Source organism: Roseibium album (assembly GCF_001404515.1).
Lineage (GTDB): Bacteria > Pseudomonadota > Alphaproteobacteria > Rhizobiales > Stappiaceae > Roseibium > Roseibium album.
Map to the genome: position 1 here is coordinate 423,165 of NZ_CXWE01000004.1, position 19,684 is coordinate 442,848.

Annotated in this window: 16 protein-coding genes; 6 read left to right on the plus strand and 10 right to left on the minus strand. The window is 55.9% G+C overall.

The features are described 5' to 3' along the window. Nucleotide 1: 1 nt before the first annotated feature. Nucleotides 2–1,012 (minus strand): ArsR/SmtB family transcription factor, encoded by a 1,011-nt coding sequence (locus tag LA5095_RS15295; RefSeq protein WP_055116341.1) that lies wholly within the window; start codon nucleotides 1,010–1,012, stop codon nucleotides 2–4. A gap of 388 nt (nucleotides 1,013–1,400) precedes the next feature. Here LA5095_RS15295 and LA5095_RS15300 point away from each other — a divergent pair, with 388 nt between their 5' ends. After that, the gene (locus LA5095_RS15300; RefSeq protein ID WP_158510383.1) at nucleotides 1,401–3,113 is read left to right on the plus strand and encodes a KAP family P-loop NTPase fold protein; all 1,713 of its coding nucleotides are present in this window, start codon (nucleotides 1,401–1,403) and stop codon (nucleotides 3,111–3,113) included. 40 nt (nucleotides 3,114–3,153) lie between these two features. Here LA5095_RS15300 and LA5095_RS15305 read toward each other — a convergent pair whose 3' ends face one another. The 4 genes from LA5095_RS15305 to LA5095_RS15320 all read right to left on the minus strand — a co-directional run bounded on the left by LA5095_RS15305 (nucleotide 3,154) and on the right by LA5095_RS15320 (nucleotide 8,856). After that, nucleotides 3,154–4,011 (minus strand): glycosyltransferase family 17 protein, encoded by an 858-nt coding sequence (locus LA5095_RS15305; RefSeq protein WP_055116345.1) that lies wholly within the window; start codon nucleotides 4,009–4,011, stop codon nucleotides 3,154–3,156. A 23-nt stretch (nucleotides 4,012–4,034) separates the two neighbouring features. Beyond that, nucleotides 4,035–5,084, minus strand: coding sequence for a glycosyltransferase family protein (locus tag LA5095_RS15310; protein WP_055116347.1), 1,050 nt, complete (start codon nucleotides 5,082–5,084; stop codon nucleotides 4,035–4,037). Between the two features lie 118 nt (nucleotides 5,085–5,202). After that, complete coding sequence (locus LA5095_RS15315; RefSeq protein ID WP_082442423.1) at nucleotides 5,203–7,611, minus strand: mechanosensitive ion channel family protein; 2,409 nt, start codon at nucleotides 7,609–7,611, stop codon at nucleotides 5,203–5,205. Between the two features lie 159 nt (nucleotides 7,612–7,770). Beyond that, complete coding sequence (locus LA5095_RS15320) at nucleotides 7,771–8,856, minus strand: DUF2336 domain-containing protein (protein ID WP_055116351.1); 1,086 nt, start codon at nucleotides 8,854–8,856, stop codon at nucleotides 7,771–7,773. Between the two features lie 523 nt (nucleotides 8,857–9,379). Here LA5095_RS15320 and LA5095_RS32410 point away from each other — a divergent pair. Further along, the gene (locus LA5095_RS32410; RefSeq protein ID WP_055404284.1) at nucleotides 9,380–9,616 is read left to right on the plus strand and encodes a hypothetical protein; all 237 of its coding nucleotides are present in this window, start codon (nucleotides 9,380–9,382) and stop codon (nucleotides 9,614–9,616) included. A 97-nt stretch (nucleotides 9,617–9,713) separates the two neighbouring features. Here LA5095_RS32410 and LA5095_RS15325 read toward each other — a convergent pair whose 3' ends face one another. Then, nucleotides 9,714–13,235, minus strand: a complete 3,522-nt coding sequence (locus LA5095_RS15325; RefSeq protein ID WP_055116352.1) for an indolepyruvate ferredoxin oxidoreductase family protein — start codon at nucleotides 13,233–13,235, stop codon at nucleotides 9,714–9,716. Between the two features lie 146 nt (nucleotides 13,236–13,381). On the opposite strand from LA5095_RS15325, the gene LA5095_RS15330 reads away from it, so the two are divergent. Beyond that, nucleotides 13,382–13,861 (plus strand): Lrp/AsnC family transcriptional regulator, encoded by a 480-nt coding sequence (locus tag LA5095_RS15330; protein ID WP_029064513.1) that lies wholly within the window; start codon nucleotides 13,382–13,384, stop codon nucleotides 13,859–13,861. 65 nt (nucleotides 13,862–13,926) lie between these two features. Here the strand turns inward: LA5095_RS15330 and LA5095_RS15335 are convergent, their stop codons facing one another. From LA5095_RS15335 to LA5095_RS15350, 4 genes are all read right to left on the minus strand, one after another. Continuing rightward, nucleotides 13,927–14,208, minus strand: a complete 282-nt coding sequence (locus LA5095_RS15335; protein ID WP_144436005.1) for a PepSY domain-containing protein — start codon at nucleotides 14,206–14,208, stop codon at nucleotides 13,927–13,929. A 130-nt stretch (nucleotides 14,209–14,338) separates the two neighbouring features. Beyond that, complete coding sequence (locus LA5095_RS15340) at nucleotides 14,339–14,902, minus strand: helix-turn-helix transcriptional regulator (RefSeq protein ID WP_158510384.1); 564 nt, start codon at nucleotides 14,900–14,902, stop codon at nucleotides 14,339–14,341. Between the two features lie 145 nt (nucleotides 14,903–15,047). Continuing rightward, complete coding sequence (locus tag LA5095_RS15345) at nucleotides 15,048–15,353, minus strand: PepSY domain-containing protein (RefSeq protein WP_104702376.1); 306 nt, start codon at nucleotides 15,351–15,353, stop codon at nucleotides 15,048–15,050. A gap of 182 nt (nucleotides 15,354–15,535) precedes the next feature. Continuing rightward, entirely contained in the window at nucleotides 15,536–16,846 is a 1,311-nt protein-coding gene (locus LA5095_RS15350; protein ID WP_208992705.1) for an NAD(P)/FAD-dependent oxidoreductase, read from the minus strand. A 68-nt stretch (nucleotides 16,847–16,914) separates the two neighbouring features. Between LA5095_RS15350 and LA5095_RS15355 the strand changes: the two genes are divergently transcribed. The 3 genes from LA5095_RS15355 (at nucleotide 16,915) to rpe (ending at nucleotide 19,638) form a co-directional block, all read left to right on the plus strand. Next, entirely contained in the window at nucleotides 16,915–17,889 is a 975-nt protein-coding gene (locus tag LA5095_RS15355; protein ID WP_055116359.1) for a hypothetical protein, read from the plus strand. A 59-nt stretch (nucleotides 17,890–17,948) separates the two neighbouring features. After that, nucleotides 17,949–18,719 (plus strand): DUF2259 domain-containing protein, encoded by a 771-nt coding sequence (locus tag LA5095_RS15360; RefSeq protein WP_055116933.1) that lies wholly within the window; start codon nucleotides 17,949–17,951, stop codon nucleotides 18,717–18,719. A 250-nt stretch (nucleotides 18,720–18,969) separates the two neighbouring features. Beyond that, nucleotides 18,970–19,638, plus strand: a complete 669-nt coding sequence (gene rpe / locus LA5095_RS15370; protein ID WP_055116363.1) for a ribulose-phosphate 3-epimerase — start codon at nucleotides 18,970–18,972, stop codon at nucleotides 19,636–19,638. The last annotated feature ends 46 nt before the right edge of the window (nucleotides 19,639–19,684 follow it).

Sequence of the window (19,684 nt, forward strand, 5' to 3'; positions counted from 1 at the left end):
GTCAGGCGACCTCTCGGGACGTGTCGCGCGCGGGCCAATCGGTGACGATGCGTCGATCACGGGCAAGCCAAAGCGTAACGGTTAGGTTGTTTTCTGTGTCGTCTCCCGGAACCAGGTCGGTGACCTGTTCCAGATCGAGTTCAAGAGCCTCCAGCCAGCGCTCCATCTGGTCATGGGCAAAGCCGAGCCGGCGGTGGGCATGGTTGTCGCGCAGAAACTCCAGTTCATGCGGTGCGAAGTCGATGATCATGAGGCGGCCGCCGGGCCGCAGGGCACGTGCAGCTTCGGCAAGTGCCCGCGCCGGTTCATCGAGAAAGTGCAGAACCTGATGGATCGCGACAACGTCGAAAGACCGCGGTGGTACATTCAGGGCATAGACGTCACCATGGCGTACCTGTGCGTTGCCAAGTTTTGATTTTGCCAGATTTGCCCGTGCCACCGCCAGCATGTCGTGCGACGCATCAATGCCAAGTGCCGAGGAATACTGTTCCGAAAAGACTTCCAGCAGCCGGCCCGTACCCGTTCCCAGATCCAGAAACGACTGGAACGGCGTATCCCCGAGCGCTGATTGCATGGCTGTTTCCACGTCATCTTCCGAAACGTGCAGGGAGCGTTCCCTGTCCCAGGTGAGCGCACGTGCGGCGAAGTAGGAAGCAGCCTCCTCCGCCTTGGCCTTGCGAATGGCCCGGAAACGTTCCTGATCAGCGGCAAGAACGGGATCTTCTCTGGAAATACGTTCAACCAGTCCCCTCGCAAGTTCACCTTCAGGGCCATCCGCCAGGCGATAGTACACCCACGACCCTTCAGGAAATCGCTGTATCAGATCCGCTTCGGCAAGAAGTTTCAAATGGCGTGAGATGCGCGGCTGGCTCTGTCCGAGGATCGCTGTCGCATCTTTCACGGTCAGCTCGCTTTCGGCCAGCAATGCGATAAGACGCAAACGTGTGGCTTCGCCGACGGCCCTGAGGGCAGCAAGCGTGTCTTCCACGGAAAGCGTTGGTTCGTCGGTCATGCGTAGTAGCTTATGCCTTGTCAGCATCAATGTCGATATAAAGATATCTTTATATGAACTTGAAAGCAGATGCAAGCGGCAGAAACAAATACGACGCGAATTGGTGACATTACGGCACCCGATGACGTCCGCGACGTCTCTCAACCCTTTGACTTAAGTCCGTGATGCGGTCAATCATGGCTTTTAAATGCGCTTGAAACCGGCAACGCCACAAGGCTACGGGCCCTCTGGCAAGCGCCATTCAGCGTGTCGTTTGATCGGAATTGCGTGCTTGCAGGCCGCCCGGGTTTTTACCGCGAGTTCGATCCGCCTTGTGATGCCAGACTTACAATTCACTGCAAGCAAGACCGGCCGCCTGCACGCGGCATCCTCGAATGAAGGCAGACCAATGGACCACAGTGATTGGCAGATCATCCTCGACCAGCCTGCGAAGTCCCCTCAGCTTGGTTTTGACCGGTACGCAAACGCATTTGCTGACATCGTGCACAACAGTCCACCCCGGTTTGCAATCGGTATTTTCGGTGGATGGGGGTCTGGAAAGACCACCCTGATGGAGCGCATACGACACAAGCTGAAACCGAACAAGAATATCGTCAAGGTGGACTTCAGCGCGTGGCGCTATGAAAAGGAAGACCACCTGATCATTCCCTTGCTCGATTCAATTCAGGCCGCTCTCGACAAATGGCTCGAGGATCAGGGAGGAAATGATGAAAAGATCGAATCTCTGATCAAAACGATCGGCCAGGTCGCCTACTCAATCACCGCCGGCCTTTCCTTCAAGGCGGGGCTGGGAGATGCCCTTTCAGTTTCCGTCGATGCCAACAAGATGTTGATGTCGGCAAAGAACATCAAGGAAGAGGAAGAAAAGGCAAGCGTTCCGAAATCGTCATATTTCGCCAGTTTTCGCGCCTTGAGCCTGGCATTTGAAACCTTCGCGAAGGACGACCCCGCACGGCGGATTGTTGTGTTCATAGACGATCTGGACCGCTGCCTGCCGAAAGGCGCGCTCTCTGTCCTGGAATCCATGAAACTGTTTTTCGATCTCGACGGTTTCGTTTTTATTGTCGGACTCGACAAGGACGTTATCGCCTGGAGCATCGACAGCATCTACAAGACCGCGGCCCGTGAAGGTGACACGGACGCTCCGCTCGCCCGTCCCATAGAAGGTGCCGACTACATCAAGAAGATTTTCCAGGTCCCTTTCGAATTGCGACCGGTCAGCAGCGACAATGTTGAAGATCTCGTGAATTCCATGGCCCTTGAGGCGAGGCTGCCGCAAACACAAAAAGACGTCCTCATCGACGATATTCTCCCTCATCTGCGCTATCTCGTTTCGGAAGGCGGCGGGATCAACCCGCGAGACGTGAAACGCTACATCAACAATTTTACAATGGCGTCAAAGACGCGCGACCCTGCCAAGGCATTCGACAGCAATGTTTTTCTGACACTCCAGACCCTGGCCACGATACCGGAGTGGCAATTCGTTTATGACGCCTTCCGGGGTAGTCGAGACATGTTCAGGCTCGCGCTGGATCACTACCTGTCGGACGCCAATGATGCGCGTGAAGCACTGAGGGGCTATGATCCTGCCTTTTCCGCACTTCCACCTCTCCTGGAAGAATACCTTCGCGCTCCCAATCTCGGAAATCCCCTCGTGAAGACGGAGACACTCGCGGACTACCTTGAAATCGGAGCCTCTTCACTGGAAAGCTCCGAGGATCTGATCCGGGAGGATTTTGCCAGGGCAATCGCGAACTTGCGTTCTTTGCGCATTGAAATCCTCGACCTGCCCCTTGATCCGTCACCCGAAAACGGCGAACTCACCGAGCTTTCCGACAAGTTCTCACACGTCCACAGCGGAATGGCGAGCAATCTTCCGACTTGGGAATTTCAGAAGCTGCAGGCCGACATTCTTGAAGTCGACAGACTGCTTGGCTTCCGTTTCCCCGAAAAATCCGCTCAGGACACGACGGGAAACCGCCTTCCGGAGACCTGGAAGGAAGATCTGGGAAAGGCGTTCCTGCGCATTTTGACCGCCGTCTCATACTATGTGAACGTTGTTAGACGGCGACCGGAGCAGTTCGCAAACACCATGTCGTGAGCGGGCACGGGCGGAAACAAGTGAAACAAACCCTGCCGCGCTAACTCCGCGCAAGCATGTGATCAAAATTACCGTCCTGAATGCAGGCAGGAAGGTTGGCATGAGGTATGATTTGCGTCCCGACGAGCTCACGCTCGTAAAGCTTTTGAATATCGCTGGTATCGACCGTCTGTCCGTGGACGACCGAGTCCAGCTTGGTCCTGAAGGCCTCAAGACCGCCCATGGAGGAAAAATGCCATCCTGCATCGGGAATGATTTTCACCGGTCTGCCAATACCCGACAGATTGTTGTTCCGTATTCTTAGAAATGGCTGTGTTGCGAAATCCGGAACATACGGCTTCTTGGTCATCCGTGCCTTTGTTCGACGCAATTGCTGAGGCGTCGTCAGATACTTCTTCTCGATCATGCGCGACCCAAGCAGCCAGGTCTTGCCGGGAACGATGCGATCAAGATGATGCTTGTGCAGGCTTTGCTCGAACACCAGCAATCTGCCCCTGAAAAGTCGCTCCGCCATGACCTTCGCAAGGGTCGGGGCACGAACGATTTCGTCGACATCCGACAATAAGATAAGATCGTCGGGATCACAGCTTTCCAGCGCACGTGAAATGCAGTTTCGCTGGTAGTTCTCGCGTTCCCAGTCCTTTTTCCGGCGGTTCTTGTAGACACCGAGCGCAGGTGGAAGCTGGTCAGGGAACCGAACCTGCAGATCGATGATCTTGTCGGCCCACGGCGCGAAACGGTCTCTGTTTTCATCAAAATAGAACGGCTTCGGTGATCCGCGCTGTGTCTGATCGGCTTCAACGAGAACAAACCGGTCAACACTGTCGCCCATTTCGCGCAAGCGGATTTCCAGTAGATCAAACTCGTTGTGAAAGACAAAACAGTCATAAAGCATCATCTTTAAAGTTCCAGTTCCGCCCGTTACATGCTTTTCCAGAGCCTGAATTTTGCCCGCAGGATCTTTTCCTGCAGATATCGTTTCGCCTTGAAACTCGCCGGCAGACGCAAGTCTTCCGCCGAATAGGTTCCGGACAGAAAGGCGCTGTCAAATCGCTTCATCACTGCTTCCGGCCTGTAGGGATCGACTGACCGGCTGGCAAGATCGCTATCCATCGGGTTGGGGGCATAGTCTGTCAGAAGGTGAAGAAGATCCCTGCGTGTGTGGTAGTTCCAATCATGCTCGGGAGTGAGAAAGACATGGTTCTGGTCCATCCCCCCTGCCCAGCTGAAGACAGGTTTGCCGAAGTTCAGAAACTCGGCGATCGCCAGCCCAAAGCTTTCGCCAATTTTCTTTGCGTTCAGGCCAACGTCACAGCTGTTGATGAACCGGGACTTTTCCATCGGATTGACAACCGGTGGCAGAAACAGGGCGCGTGGATGATCAAGAAATTTTTCCGTGTTGACGAAAAGGAAGTGCAGATTTGACCTGCGGTCGAGCGCCTCGGCGACGGCCTCGTGAACAAATGGAATATTGAACTGGTCATACCCGCCATAACGTCCAACAACAAATGCATCGTCCGGAATTCCGAATTCGGAGCGCAAGTCCGCGTTCACTGCCGGCAAGTCCACGATATGCGGCACGGCCGGAGCTCGACCGGCTGTCATCCAGTTCGAAAGCCAGTCTGAGACATAGGCATAGACATCGCCATGAGGTTCGAAATGCCGGAAAACCGCGTGGACACCGATCCGGTTGGCGCTGATATTCAGGGGCCGGTTGCGCCCGTCACGGATGAAGTAGCAAAAATCCAGCTTGAATGGGTCGCTGACTTTACGCCCATCCTGTTCCAGCGGGACTGGCACCAGTTGCAATGATTTGCGGAATTTTTCGACGACCGCCGGATCGCTGTGGCTATCGCTGTAAAAAACGATGGCCTCATGACCCAATATCTCCTGAACACCGAGGGCATAGTCAAAGAGCGCAACGCTCATCCCGCGCTCGTTTATGGCTCCTGCCTGAAATCCGATCCGCATTCCGGTCCTGCTTGTAATCTTTGGCCGGACCGATATCGGATTTCAGCCGCAAGGTCCATGGATTTGCATCCGGCTGAACAAAGCGCACCAGAATATGCGCCTTTTTCAATTTGCAGATCTAGAGTTGATCGGTGTTTGCGTCTCCGTTCGCATCGTCGGGATCGAATATGCCGGCCGCACCGCCGGCTGCCGCAGCATGAGCCGTGGCCTGGAGGGCGGATTGTGATGCCGACGGCGCTCCCTGGCTGTCTGCCCCTTCATCCTGACCCGCAACGCGCACGGTCACCTGGCGGTGCGCGAATTTGATGCCGTTCTTTTCAAAAAGATCCTGCAGACCCGCGTAGACGATCTTGCGAAGTTCGAACTGCTTGCCCGGCTTAGTCGTGAATTTCACGCGCGCGATCATGGCCGAGTCTTCCATGGACATGATCCCTTGAGATTTCAGGGGAGCCAGGAACATCGGCCCGTAATACTCGTCATCCAGCAGCTCTTTGCCGAAATTTTTGATGATTTTGCGCATCTTCTCGACATCCGTGTCGTAGGTGACCCGGAACGCCAGCTTCATGACAGCCCAGTCCCGCGAGAAGTTCTCGACTTGCTGGATTTCCCCGAAAGGGATCGTCGTCAAGGCGCCACGATGGTGGCGCAATTGCATCGACCGGATCGAAATCTTCTCCACGACACCTTTGGCGCTGCCGATGTCGATGTATTCCCCCTTCCTGAAAGCGTCGTCCAGCAGATAGAATGCGCCGGAGAAAATATCGCGGATGAGCGTTTGGGCTCCAAAACCGATCGCAAGACCGACGACACCGGCACCTGCGAAGAGCGGCGCAATATTCACGCCGAGTTCTGATAGTACCACCATCGCTGCAATCACCACGATCGTTATCAGCAGGAAATTCCTGAAGATCGGCAGAAGCGTTGCAATTCGGCTTTCCCCGGTTCCACCGACCTCAACCTCTTCGTCCTGATCGGCAGGTGCCTCCTTGGCAATCTGGCGGTCGATAACGATCTTGACCGCCTCGTAAGCCATGTAACCAAGGAACATGACCAGCAGAACTTCTACGAACGACCCGATGAGTGAACTGCTGCCCGCAAGGGGGACACCCCACATCGACGCCAGCAGATCCAACGATCCGAAAAGCACGATAATCGCGGCGCCGCGGTCGAAAAGGTCCCGGAACGGAGATCTGAGCGCTTCTCTGTCGGCTGCCTCCGCGCGTGCCTGGGCCATCGCGCTTTCGGGATCTTCCTTACCGCCTTCGCTTTCTTCCGAACGCTTGATGTCTTCCGCGATCTTTGACTGCGCATCGGCGGTATCCAGGCGCGGCAGCAGCACCTTGTCGATGATCAGGATCAGAATTCCGTAGACGATCGCCGCAAGCAGCATGACCTGGAGCGGAGCGCCGACAAGCCCGGTTGCATCCGGTAGATCCAGAAGTATCCGGACCGCGGAAATTCCCCAGGCAATCGCAAAGTAGATGATGGCGATGAAGTGCCAGACATTTGCCAGGACCTTGCGCCAGATTGGTGGGTCACTTTCCGCCTCGCCGCGGATGAGACCGGCGATCGTCTTTCTGTAGGCGACCGAAATTCCGATCAGAATAATCATGGACAGGGCCGATGCGCCGATAAGCGCAATCTTGTGCGCATCCAGCGACAGCCCAAGCCGTTCCATCCACAGGCAGAACCCGACGGAAAACAGTGAAACGGCACTGCCTGCCAGAAGAGCCCGGTACAAGCTGCCGGCTTCTTCACTGGACAGGTTGATCAGACGGTGACTGTCGGCATCCGGGGCAAGCAAATTCAGAAAAATTATCCGAAAGACCAGGAACGCTGCAATCACGCTGAATATCACAAGGGCGGTCTGGTTGGCCGCCTGCAGGCCCGTTCCAACCGTCAGGTAAACGACGACGGCGACTGCAAAAAACAGCACGACACCAACGATCATCAACAGCGCGCGCAACAGCAGATAGGTGATCTTGTCGGATCGACTGTAGACATCGGCCTTGTACATGCTGGCAAACTGACGGCGACCCCAGCGCGCAAGAAGTGTCATGGCAAGAACACCGAAGATGACCCCTGCCGCGATGTCGATAAGGGCAACCGGGATCCACCCCAGGCCCCTGTCTTCCCCTTCTGCCTTGAGCGTCGTGAGCATCGTTTCGTGAATGACGGGAATTTCCTTCAGGATGTCCTTGAAGACGTCACGCGCTGAAATGGCCTGGTCGACAAACACGTCGACGTCCTGAACGAACCCAGCACCTTCACCCTCGTCCGCCAAGGCGCTTTGCTCAGCCGGCGTCTCTTCCGAGGCTGTCTTTGACCCGTCCGCATCGGATTTATCCGCATCGTCGCCCGCAGCCATGCCGGTGATGACGCTGGTCAATCCCTGTGCCTGCACCGTGGGCTGACCGAAACCTGCCCCCGACACCAGGAGAAACAGCACCATCGCTGCGCTGACGCAAAGGCGCCCCACGGAAAGCCGAAACAGCCAGTGTCGGGAATGGTTAAGTTGTGCTTGCATTTCAGCCCCATGCGAGTCGCGTTTTTTGCCTTGCCCCTGTTAAGCACGGTTCCGGAGAATTTAAAAGAAAGCTGGTCATCTGCATCGATCGGGCAGACGAAACAAAGGCCCGGTGGCAAACCGGGCCTTTGTTTCGTCCTCATGGGGAAAGAATAAAGATCAGCTCAGGACGTTCTGGTTCCAGTGCGCCATCTTGCGTTTTGCCTCCGCGACCGTCAGTCGGCCGAATTGCGCCACTGCAGCACTGCGGACTTCAGGCGTAAGGCGGTGGCGCCATGGCCCGATGGCAAGGAGTGCGCCAACAGATATTGCGGAGAAACCGCAAGCCTTGGCAAGAACAATGAACGGCTCGGGATTGGGGCTCACCATGCAATGGCTGATTTCCTCCACATCACCACGCACCATCAGCGCGATTGTGGCGACGGCCTCGGCAAAACGATCTTCGGACGCAAAGCGGCGCAATGCCGCCTCGTTGACCATTCCACGTTTTGCAAGCAACAAAACCCGGGACTTGGCAGCTTCAAAATCATACCGGCCAAGCCAGTAGTTGTTGGACATGTGCTGCGCTGCTATGTCGGCAGCCTCATCAACAAGTTCGGCTTCTTCGGTGCGACCGGATTGGTGCAGTTTTCTGCGGACTTCTTCGCTGGCGATCGTGACCAAACTTGCTATGTGCGCTTCTGCAAGGTCGCCGCGGTCGCTCAGAAAGTTTTGAAGTGTGGCGTCTGAAGCGGCATCGCTGATCAGACAGTGAATGGAATTGTCCGAAAGGTTTGCACCATCGTTGCTGGCGACCTTGCGCTTCACATTCAGGTCTCCCTGTTGCACCAGGACATCGGTCACATTTTCCGAGAGAGCCTCGCGTTGCGCAATCGCGTAGCAGTGAGAGTTCCCGCGCTTTTCGGCGATCTTGATCAGGTCTTCGTCGCTCAAAATGGTCGAGCGGACCAGGATCGGCTCGGCGACCTCGATATCGTCATCGGCAAGCCTGCGAATGGTATCCAGGGGTCCGCGTCTGAGACCGGACATCTGGTCGGCAACATATCGCCGAACCTCCGCCTCCACCATGTCCACGAGGCGAAACAGGACCGAGTCATAAATTCCGACCTGTTCATCGGAGCAACGCTCTGACGTCAACGCAAAAAGGGCTGCAACATGCCGGGCCAGTTCCGCCTTGCGGGCGTTTCCAGCTTCCCCGGTAAGCTCCGAAAAGTTCACCAGTTCTGTTTTCAACGCTTCACTCATGCTTTGATACCAATTCTCAAATTTGTCCTTGGGCGTCGGTATCGAAAATGGCGAGGAGAATTAAAGAAGCCCCCAAAACCTTTGTCTGAAATGTAATTGTCTTTGTGAAAAATTTACTGAAAATTATAATTTGTTGGCTGCCAGTGATATTAAGAATCTGAAAAATATAAAGAATTTAGCGCGAAACTCCCATAGCCGCAGCGATGCATACAAAGGAAAAAAATTGTAAATTCGTTCGAAAAAAGTTTGTTGCATCTGCGAATTTGCCCCGAATCCAGAAAGCTTTTTCATGACTTCGTAAACCCTTTTGGATTTGCATTTTGCGTAATTTCTGCATTCCGCGGTATTTTAGCCTTTGAATCCCTCGACACGCCTTGTCGTGCTCGCACCTTCATTTTCCCAATGATCGAATCGACGGATTTCAAGAATGACAACTTAATTTAAAAATATTTTTCTTTCTTTATTGAAAATCAGCGCATACTCCCCAATAAAATAAGAGAACTGTTTTTTTATGGAGGAGACAATGCCCAAGGTAGTTCCCTTTTCAACGTCACATCGTGGCAAATCCATTCACGCAAACAGGCCCGTGACCTCTGTATTCGAAATGTTGTTTGCATGGTTCGCGTTCCGCCGGCACCGCAGATCCCTGCGCCTCATCCCGGAAGAGTTGCTGGACGACATCGTTGCGGACGAAGACGCCAGAGAGCGGGAAAAAATTCGCCGCGTGCCGGCACGCAGTGAAACCCGAACCTGGTTTTGAAACAGTCACCGGCTTGACCCTGGATAAGCAATCGATTTGACACCGCAAGAAACCGGCGCCGAAGCGCCGGTTCGGATACGCGATCCGGTCGCGTCAGTTACTCAGCCGCTTCCAGAAACTCGTTCCCAGCTTCACTGCGATCGCCGCCACCGCTTCCGCTCGAATTCAGCTGATCCAGTAGAACGCGCCGCTTCTCAGCGGCCTTCTTGAGATTGGCTTCCTTCACAGGCCCGAATCCCCGGACAAGGTCCGGAACACGTGCCAGCTCGACCAGCAGACCGTAGTTTCCATCCGGCAGTCGGTTCAGGATTTCCGCGATATCGGACCTGTATTGAGAAATCAGGTCACGTTCAGCCTTGCGCTCGGCCGTCCGGCCAAAGGGGTCATACCACTTGCCCCGCGCTGTCTTGAATTTCGCAAGTAGACCGAAGGCTGTGAGAATCCAGGGACCAAAGGCAATCTTCTCCGGGCGGCCGGTTTTCGGATCCTTGCGGTGCGCCAGCATGGGCGGTGCAAGATGAACCCTGATCTTTCTCGGATCCTCGAAACGCTGTGCGACCTTCTGCTTGAAGGACGGATCGGAATAAAGCCGGGCGACTTCATACTCATCCTTGTAGGCAAGAACCTTGTAGAGCATGTCGGCAACGGTTTGCGTCAACCGCAAGGTTCCAGATCCGTGTTCTTCGTCGGCGGCCTTCACTTTCTCAACAAGATCACGATAACCGTCTGCATACGCCGCGTCCTGGTAGGATACGAGTTCCCTTTCATTCAGCGCGATTTTCTCGCTCAAAGTGAGAGCCTGCTGTTTAGCCTCCGATGGCAGTGCATTCAGCAGTTTATCCGGCGCCGCCGCAAGCACTCGTCCGGCCCGGAAAGCCTTGATGTTGTTGGCAACAGCCGCGCCGTTCAGCTCAAGAGCAGTTTCAATTGCATGACCGGAAATCGGTAACGCACCGCTCTGGTAAGCCATGCCGACGAGCAGCATATTGGCGTAGATCGCATCGCCCAAAAGCTTTTCGGCGATTTCCGCCGCATTCATCGCCAGATAACTGCCAGAGGCTTCACGCAGAGCCGTGTCCATGCGCTTTTCGTCGAAGGATAGCGTTTGCTTGAGAACGAACTCTGCGGTCGGTGCCACTTTGGTGTTGGCAACTGTCAGTGTGTGGCCCCGGCGCGCCAGAGCCAGTTGATCCGCGTTGGTGGCAACCACCATATCGCTGGCAATCAGAAGATCCAGGCTTGCCGTCGGCACGCGGGGGCCCTCGATTGATTTGTCGCTGGCGGCAAAGCGGACATGTGATGTTACCGGCCCGCCCTTTTGTGCAAGCCCGGTCATATCCAGCGTCGACGCCTGCTTGCCATCAACGTGAGCAGCCATGGCCAGAACCGCACTGATCGTGGTCACGCCCATCCCGCCGATACCCGCAACCAGCGCATTCCGGGTTTCCTTCAGAGAGGCAAGCACCGGCTGAGGCAACTCAGCGGCCAGAACATCGATATCGATATCGGCCTTCTTTGGCTTTCTAAGGGCTGCGCCATCGATTTCCACAAAGGACGGACAGAACCCCTTGATGCAGGAAAAGTCCTTGTTGCAGCTTGACTGGTTGATCACCCGCTTTTCGCCGAAAGGCGTCGGCAGTGGTTCAACAGACAGACAATTCGACTGAACCGAACAGTCTCCGCACCCTTCGCAAACCCGGTCGTTTATGAAAAGCCGTTTATCGGGATCCGGAAACTGGCCGCGCTTGCGCCGGCGACGCTTCTCCGCAGCGCAGGTCTGGTCGTAGACGATGACCGACACACCTTTGAACGACTGAAAATCCTGCTGGACATCCATCAGTTCGTCCCGGTGGTGGATTTTCGTTCCAGGTGCAACGGGTGTCCAGGTGCCGAATGCCTCCGGGTTCTCGGAAACCACTGCGATCCGTTCAACGCCTTCGGCTTCCAGCTGCCGGGTGATCTGCGGAACGCTCAACTGACCGTCGACTTTCTGTCCGCCGGTCATCGCAACGGCATCATTGTAAAGGATCTTGTAGGTTATCGGCACATTGGACGCGAGTGCCTGTCGGATCGCCAGGATTCCGGAATGGAAATACGTTCCGTCGCCGACATTGGCAAACACATGACTGTCACCGGAGAAAGGCTGTTGCCCGACCCACAGAACGCCCTCACCGCCCATTGCGATCTGACCTTCCGTCGTCCGGCCAGCCATTTCGGTCATCGCGTGACAGCCGATGCCGGGCATGGAGCGCGATCCCTCGGGTGTCTTGGTCGATGTTGAATGCGGACATCCCGAGCAGAAATACGGGATACGGGCAGCCCGTTCGGCATGCCCCTGCGCCCACATGACCTGCTTGGTCATCCGGTTGGCGACGGCGCCCATTTCTTCCGAAACAACTTCCTGGGGCAACCAGGTCATAAGCCCCTTGATCAATTCGGCCACCGAAAGTTCCAGCACATCGGACAGGAACGGTGCACCGTCCGGGCGCCGTTTGCCCCAGACTTCCGGACGGCTCATTTCCGGCCAGTGATAGGAGATATCCTTGATCTGGGTTTCCATGAAGGCGCGCTTGTGTTCAACGACAAGCAAGCGTTCTGCGCCGCGCGCAAACTCCCGTAGCCCAAATGGTTCAAGCGGCCAGGTCATCGCAACCTTGTAAACTGCCAGACCAAGAGACCTGGCGAAGTCTTCAGTGATGCCCATCAGGTGAAGGGCCTGCAACAGGTCGCGGTAAGCCTTGCCGGCGGCAACGATGCCAAGTTTGACCTGGCCTCGTGTGCCGAAGGTCACGCGGTCGAGGCCGTTGGTACGAACATAATTCTGGGCTGCCGGAATGCGGAGGTCCCGGACCAAGCGCTCGGTTTCCAAACGATTGCCAAGCAACAGATCGCGATTCTGGCGATAGTCCTTGCGTGGATCATCGTCCAGCGGACGCATAAGCCGCAACCGGTCCGGTGAAACATTGATTGTCGCAGAAGCGTCCATTGTGTCGGCAACACAGATCAGTGCGGTCCACAGACTGGTAAATCTCGACATTTCCAGTCCATGAAGGCCGTAATCCAGCACATCCTGAATATCTGCGGGATTGAGAACCGGAATTTCGGCATGTTCGAAGAAAAATTCACTCTGAGCCGGAAGGATCGACGACTTGGCAAGATGATCGTCTCCGGCAAGCGCAAGGACGCCGCCATTCCGGTCCGTTCCAGATGCATTCGCCTGGCGCAGGACATCGCCGGCCCGGTCCACACCGGGGGCCTTTCCGTACCAGATGCCGAAGACACCGTCATATTCAGTCGGCCTGCCAACACCACCCTCGCCCCGAAGTTTCTGGCTACCCCAGACCGCGGTCGCCCCGAGTTCCTCATTGACGCCGGGTTTGAAGACCACGTCGGACGCGTCGAGATGGCGTTGGGCTCGCATCAGTTCGGTATCGTATCCGGCAAGCGGAGAACCTCGATAACCGGAAATGAAGCCTCCGGTCTTCAGACCTGCCCGATGGTCCAGGCGCGCCTGGTCGAGCGCGAGTCTGACCAGCGCCTGAATTCCTGTCAGATACACCTGTCCTTCGCTCGCAACATATTTGTCTTCCAGCGAAACGGTTGGCATATGTACATTCATCCGGCGTCCTCCTGAAACGTCGATTCTGACGGCCACGTCCCCGCTGCAGCCTCTGTCAGATAAATATCATCCTTTTCTTGGGCAAATTCTGTGCTATCGTCACGGGTAATCACCCAGAGACCGCATAAAATTTCCCCAAATAGGCAATGACCGACAAATATCTTCTCGACCCGTCTGACATACGTGTTCTCCGAGTCTTGCAGCGGGATGCATCGCTGTCGATTGCGGAAGTGGCAAAAGAAGCCGGAATGAGCCAGACGCCTTGCTGGCGCAGGATCAAACGGCTGAAAGAACAAGGAATCATCCGGCAGATCACGGCGATTATCGACCGGGAGTCGGTTGGCCTTGGTTTTGTCGCCTATTCCTTCGTCAAGCTCGCGGTTCCCAGCCGGGACAACATGGAAACCTTCGACAAGCTGGTGCATCACTGGCCTGAAGTCGTGACCTGCGAACGGATCACGGGAGCTGTTGACTATCTGATCAAGGTCGTGACCGACGACATCAAGACCTATGACAACTTTCTGAGATTGAAGCTGCTGGACAACACGCTGGTATCGGACGTGCAGTCACGGATCGTCGTCAATACGGTCAAGGATACCGTTGCGCTGCCGCTCAGGGAAAACTAGGGACATCCCTGCCGGACGGCCGGCATCGTTTCACATTCGATGAGACGATGCCCGTGAAAGCATGCTCAGTCGATTTCGACCCTGATCACTTCGCCGGATCGGGGATCGACCTTGATTTCCAGTTTGGTGCCATCCAGCAGAACGTCGACTTCGATGCGGTTGTTCTTCACTTCGATCTCGCGAATGTCGTAGCCGCTGGTCTCAAGCTTGTGCGCTATTTGCGAAACGGAGGTACCGACCGTGTCCCCGGTCTGGATTTGTGCAATCGCGACAGCGCCGGTTCCAATCAGGATGGAAGACGCCAGAAGACCGGTTTGCACACTGCGACAGGTTTTTGAATGGGTCATTTTCTTCTCCAGGATCGTGACGGCAAAATGCCGGCTACCCAAAGCGAAATGGGTATTTGAAGGAGACTTGCAAATTAAAGATTTTCCATCAATCGCGAGCGCTTGGCACAAAAAGGCGGACGTGACTGTCTCAGGCCTGAACCTGAAGAAGCCGGGATCTGCGTTCACTTTGCCCGTTGTTCGTCATTCCATCGGCCAGAACGGCTCCATAGAGAAGCTCGTCCAGGAAAAGGGACAGGAGTTGCGGACGCCCGCTCACGCCTGCCTTCCGGTAAATGGCGTTGCATTGCGCCTTCACAGTCCCTTCGGCCGTCTTTCGAATGCCTGCAATTTCGGCGATGGAAAAGCCCTTGAGGCATAGCATTGCAACGTCACACTCGGACGGTGTCAGCGCCCATTCCTCGAAGTGTTCTTCAAGCATGCCGGCAAATTCGCCGGACGCCGCCTTTACCTGGTTTTCCAGGCGCTTTTGCCTGGTCATCACCCTTCTGACTTCCAGACCGGACGCAACGAGACTGACAAGCAACACCGAAATAACCAGATTTTCGAGAATGTCGGTATTGATGACCCCGCCCGGGGTTTCCCCCCAGAACAGATCGGCAAATTCTTCACCCACCAGGAACAGGACGCAAACCGCCTGCAAGCCGACGAGCAGCCATGGCCAAGTGGTTTTCAAACGTTCCGAGGATGGCATGCACATTCCCTTTCGCTTTTGTTTCCGGACAGAACCTGTTCACCGGTTAGTACTATACCAATTTCTTTGAGTGCAGGTTTGCAAGTGCCCCGACCGGTGGAACCAGGCTGGTCCGGTCGGGGCCGATGCGAACGCCAGTCAGAGATCAGTCGTCGTCTTTGTCGCCGTCTTCATCATCCTCGAGTTCCACTTCCAGAACCAAGCCGGAACTGGCGTCGACAACAACTTCCATCTCCTGGCCATCCAGAGTGACTTCCGCCTCCAGTTTGCCGTCTTCCGTTTCGACTTCCTCAACGGTGTAACCCTGGCTTGTCAGAGCCGAGCGAACGTCATCTTCCGTGGTGCCGAGATTGTCACCGAGGGAAACGGCAGCCGCGGCAACACCCATGCTGGCGAGAAGGCCCGAGACGGAAAAAATCGTGAGAGCTGAAGAGGTGAAGGTCTTTTTCATCGTGTACATTCCTTGTCCTGATTGGAGATCAGATCACCGGCAAACCACTCACCGGCTTGACCCGATTTGGATCCGGGAATGTTGATTTCGCTATTGCCCTAAGGCTTATAAACCCCGGAATGAACCAAAGTTTATGCGCATAAACCGGGGGCGCATGGCGGGTTTAGGCCGCCCGTTCAGGCTCAGACCGGAAACCGCGCCGGTGAAAACGCCGTCAAGTCCTGCACACTCTCCTTGCCGGCAATCTGCTCCGCCAGAAGCCGGCCGGTTACGGGGCCGAGTGTGAAACCGTCATGGCCATGACCGAAATTCAACCAGAGGCCGGATGTTTTCGACGACTGCCCGCAGACGGGAAGCGAGTCCGGCAGACAAGGACGGGATCCCAGCCAGGGCTGGTCTTGAAGCGCCTGTCCAAGCGGAAACAGTTCAGAAGCCCGCCGCTTCGTCAGTTTGATAATATTCGGATTTGGCGGCGCATCGCGGTCAACCAGTTCCACGCCGGTTGTCAGTCGAATTCCGTTGTCGGTCGGTGTCAGGGCGAAGCCGTTTTCGACATCGACGACGGGCCTGGAAAGTGAGGCTCCGGTTCGGGGCTGAAAATGCATGTGGTAGCCGCGCTTCGAGACGAGCGGATAATGTTCTCCCAGTTCCGCAAGCAGGTCCGACGACCAGGCGCCCAGCGCGACAACGACATTGGGTGCGGTAATGGTCCCGCGCTCGCTGTCCAGGCTCCACTCTCCTCGCCCCTTTTGCAGTTTTCGTGCGTCGCCGCGTATGGAATGCCCGCCGTCCTGAACAAAGCCGCGCCAGAACGCGTCGACAACTGCTCCCGGGTTGGAAACGGAGCAGCTCTCCGTCCAGTGGACGGCCTTGAAAATCATGTTGCTCAGGCCCGGCTCGAGCACATTGGTGTCTTCTGTTGTAAGTTCCTCGTAAGCAACCCCATACACGCGCGCATAGTGGCGTTCTATCTCGCTTTGGCGAAAGGAGCCTTCACCTCTGTAGAGATGCAGCCAGCCGCCCTTGCGGTAATATCTGTCGGCCAGCGTCGCGGCGGCCAGGTCAAGATGATCCTGCACGGCAAGTGCTCTCAGCGGAGCAATCGCTCTCGAATAGGTTTCGATACCGCGGCCACTGCTTGCGGCGTGGTACTGGCGCAGCCAGGGAAACAGTCTGACGAGTGTGGAAAAATCATAGGAAACGGCACTCGATTGCCCAAGCATTATTCCGATCAGCTGCGAGGGGCGAGACGGGATCGCATGCGGGACAAATCCATTGCACTGGACGATACCAGCATTCCCGAACGATGCTTCCACACCGGGATGCTTCCGGTCGATCAGGGCGACATCAAGACCCAGCCGGCGCAAATGAATGGCCGTCGAAACCCCGACTATTCCGGCACCCAAAACCAGAACGTCGAATGATCTGAGTTGACCTGCCTGTCTTGTCATGCCCATGCCAGCGACTTGTCGGGCGGCCAATGTGTCTGGCATCGGCGTCCCGGTTCCTATAAGTAGCGCAAGGCACCTGCCTCACCTCGCAGTTTCAGGAGTAACACTAGATGATTCGACTGCTAGGGGCAGGTTTGGCATTCACTGGCCGTCACGGAACCGCTGCCCTTGCCGTGACTGTCTTTGTCGGCATGGCCCTTCCGGCGTTGTCGGCCTATCTGCGACCTTATCTGGCAGTTGCCGTATTCCTGCTCCTGACGCTCGCATTCCTGCGCGTCGACCAGGTCGCCATCAGGAGTCGATTGAAACGGCCCACGATTCTGATCGCCGCTCTGTTGTGGATGATGCTCGGAGCGCCTCTCCTGACGTATCTCCTGATAAAATACACCGGCCTGTCGGCCCTTGGTCCTGACGTCGCCCTGGCGCTTTACATCTCGACCGCAGCACCCCCGGTAATGGCCGCCCCTGCCTTCATTTACCTGCTCGGCCTGGACGGGACGCTAAGCCTGGCGGTTTCAGTCGCCGCCGTGATAGTCACGCCACTCACTGCCCCTTTCGTCGGAAGCCTGATGCTCGGCCAGGCCCTTCCCCTGAGTGTCGCAAGTCTTGCCGTGCAGCTGTCCTTGTTGCTTGCCGGTGCGTTCATTGTTTCCGCGATAGCGAGAAAACTTGTTGGAAAGGACCGCCTGATGCGCGGTGCGCATCACATCGGCGGCTTGAATGTTCTTCTCCTGCTCTTTTTTGCAATTGCCGCCATGGACGGTGTTGCTGCGAGTTTTGCCTCCAAGCCGCTCTACACACTTGCCATCACCGCACTCACATTCTGTCTTGCACTTGTTCAGATTGGGCTTTCCCTTGTCCTGTTCGCACCGGCAACCCGGGAAGATGCCTATGCGATCGCCCACACATGCGGCACGCGCAACATGGGCTTGATGGTAGCCGCCTTTGGCGGCACGCTGCCGGAATTCACGTGGCTTTGGTTCGCGGTCGGACAATTCCCGATTTACCTGCTGCCGATGATCCTCAAACCATTTGTTCGCGTGTACTGCCGCCTGAACGTGAATTCTGTGACATCACAGACCTGAATTCACTGAAAGTTGTGTTTTAGTCTCGGCAAACAGGTCGGTTGCCGAAGGAGAACGCAATGCCACTACTGTCTTCGCTTGCAAGAATTGCCATCAGGTCGATCCCGGGCCTGCTTCCCGCTCTGGTTCTTGCCGGCTCGCTTGCCAATCCTGCCCGTGCGGGAGACACCGCCGAGGCGGAGATCTACGGGTTTTCCAGTCACGGCGATTTTTTTGCCTTCGAGCAATATGGAACACAGGATGGATCCGGTTTCCCTTATTCCGAGATTTTTGTCCTCGATGTTATCGGCGACACCTGGGTCAAGCCTTCCCCATTTCGCCGCCTTGACGAAGTGGACGAGACCAACGGGTACGACGAAGAGCAGGTTCTGAATGAAACACGGGAACGCAACCAGGAAGCCGCCGGGTCGCTGCTGCAGGACAAGGGTATATTCGGCAAGGGAAAAACAGTCGCATTCAATCCACCGACCGAGTTGACCGCCAATCCTTACAAGATGGTTGTCGCACCCAGACTTCCACTCGTTTCCGGTGAAACCTCGATCGAACTGACGCTGACCGAATATCCGTTGAAAAACTCCGAATGTGCCGGGTATGACGTCAACACAAAGGGTTTCCGGCTGACAATGGTGAATAACGGAGTTACCCGAACTCTGAACGACGATACATCCGTACCCGACAGCCGCCGCTGCCCCTTTGCCTACCGGATCGAGCGTTTTTTCACCTACTATCCTGACCAGGCCCCGCCGGTGTTCGCCATCTTGATTCAGATGGAAAGCCTCGGCTTTGAAGGACCGGACCGGAGATATCTGGCAATCACCGGACGACTGTGAAAACGCTCCGGTTCCCGAACGGATTTCCGATCGCAAGTACGTTCCCAAGCAGGTGACCCCGTAGCGAGGCCAGAATGGCACGTTGGCCAAGGTTCTCTTCAAATCCCGGGACAACGCCATTGACAGGTGGCCACCTTCCGTTCAACGCCGGAAAACAATTGAAACTGTCGCCCGGCCATGTTAGCCGCGCAGGCAACTTGGCCGGCGCGGTTTCTCTGTCGCTCCGGCAGCACATTTTCGGGAGCCTCTCATGCCGCGCGACATCAAAATCGCCCCCTCCATCCTCGCCTCGGACTTTTCCAAACTGGGCCAGGAAATTCGCGATGTGATTGAAGCCGGCGCCGACTGGATCCACCTCGACGTCATGGACGGTCACTTTGTCCCGAACATCACGTTCGGTGCAGACGTCATTTCGAAGCTCCGTCCTCACACTGACCGAGTTTTCGACACACACTTGATGATCGAGCCCTGCGATCCTTACCTGGAGGCTTTTGCCAAGGCCGGATCAGACATCATTACGATCCACGCAGAGGCCACAACTCATCTGGACCGGACCCTGCAGGCCATACGCAGCCTGGGAAAAAAGGCCGGCGTGTCACTCAACCCCTCAACCCCCGAAACGGTTCTGGAATACGTGATGGACCGCCTGGACCTGATCCTTGTGATGACGGTCAATCCGGGCTTCGGTGGCCAGAAATTCATTCATTCGCAGATCGAAAAGACACGTCGTATCCGCGACATGATCGGCGATCGCCCGATCGATCTCGAGATCGATGGTGGTGTAACACCGGAAACGGCACCGCTGGTCGCTGCCGCCGGCGCCAACGTGCTTGTAGCTGGCTCCGCCATCTTCAAGGGCAGTACAGTCGAAAGCTACGCATCCAACATTACGGCCATCCGCAGCGCTGTTGCATCGTGACGAACGAGAACTGTCTCGACAGACAGATTTAAGACTTTGGTGACCA

Coding starts and splice junctions, on each gene's coding strand:
- LA5095_RS15295 (WP_055116341.1), bottom strand. CDS start 1,012: ATGACCGACGAACCAACGCTTTCCGTGGAAGACACGCTTGCTGCCCTC.
- LA5095_RS15300 (WP_158510383.1), top strand. CDS start 1,401: ATGGACCACAGTGATTGGCAGATCATCCTCGACCAGCCTGCGAAGTCC.
- LA5095_RS15305 (WP_055116345.1), bottom strand. CDS start 4,011: ATGATGCTTTATGACTGTTTTGTCTTTCACAACGAGTTTGATCTACTG.
- LA5095_RS15310 (WP_055116347.1), bottom strand. CDS start 5,084: ATGCGGATCGGATTTCAGGCAGGAGCCATAAACGAGCGCGGGATGAGC.
- LA5095_RS15315 (WP_082442423.1), bottom strand. CDS start 7,611: ATGCAAGCACAACTTAACCATTCCCGACACTGGCTGTTTCGGCTTTCC.
- LA5095_RS15320 (WP_055116351.1), bottom strand. CDS start 8,856: ATGAGTGAAGCGTTGAAAACAGAACTGGTGAACTTTTCGGAGCTTACC.
- LA5095_RS32410 (WP_055404284.1), top strand. CDS start 9,380: ATGCCCAAGGTAGTTCCCTTTTCAACGTCACATCGTGGCAAATCCATT.
- LA5095_RS15325 (WP_055116352.1), bottom strand. CDS start 13,235: ATGAATGTACATATGCCAACCGTTTCGCTGGAAGACAAATATGTTGCG.
- LA5095_RS15330 (WP_029064513.1), top strand. CDS start 13,382: ATGACCGACAAATATCTTCTCGACCCGTCTGACATACGTGTTCTCCGA.
- LA5095_RS15335 (WP_144436005.1), bottom strand. CDS start 14,208: ATGACCCATTCAAAAACCTGTCGCAGTGTGCAAACCGGTCTTCTGGCG.
- LA5095_RS15340 (WP_158510384.1), bottom strand. CDS start 14,902: ATGCCATCCTCGGAACGTTTGAAAACCACTTGGCCATGGCTGCTCGTC.
- LA5095_RS15345 (WP_104702376.1), bottom strand. CDS start 15,353: ATGAAAAAGACCTTCACCTCTTCAGCTCTCACGATTTTTTCCGTCTCG.
- LA5095_RS15350 (WP_208992705.1), bottom strand. CDS start 16,846: ATGCCAGACACATTGGCCGCCCGACAAGTCGCTGGCATGGGCATGACA.
- LA5095_RS15355 (WP_055116359.1), top strand. CDS start 16,915: ATGATTCGACTGCTAGGGGCAGGTTTGGCATTCACTGGCCGTCACGGA.
- LA5095_RS15360 (WP_055116933.1), top strand. CDS start 17,949: ATGCCACTACTGTCTTCGCTTGCAAGAATTGCCATCAGGTCGATCCCG.
- rpe (WP_055116363.1), top strand. CDS start 18,970: ATGCCGCGCGACATCAAAATCGCCCCCTCCATCCTCGCCTCGGACTTT.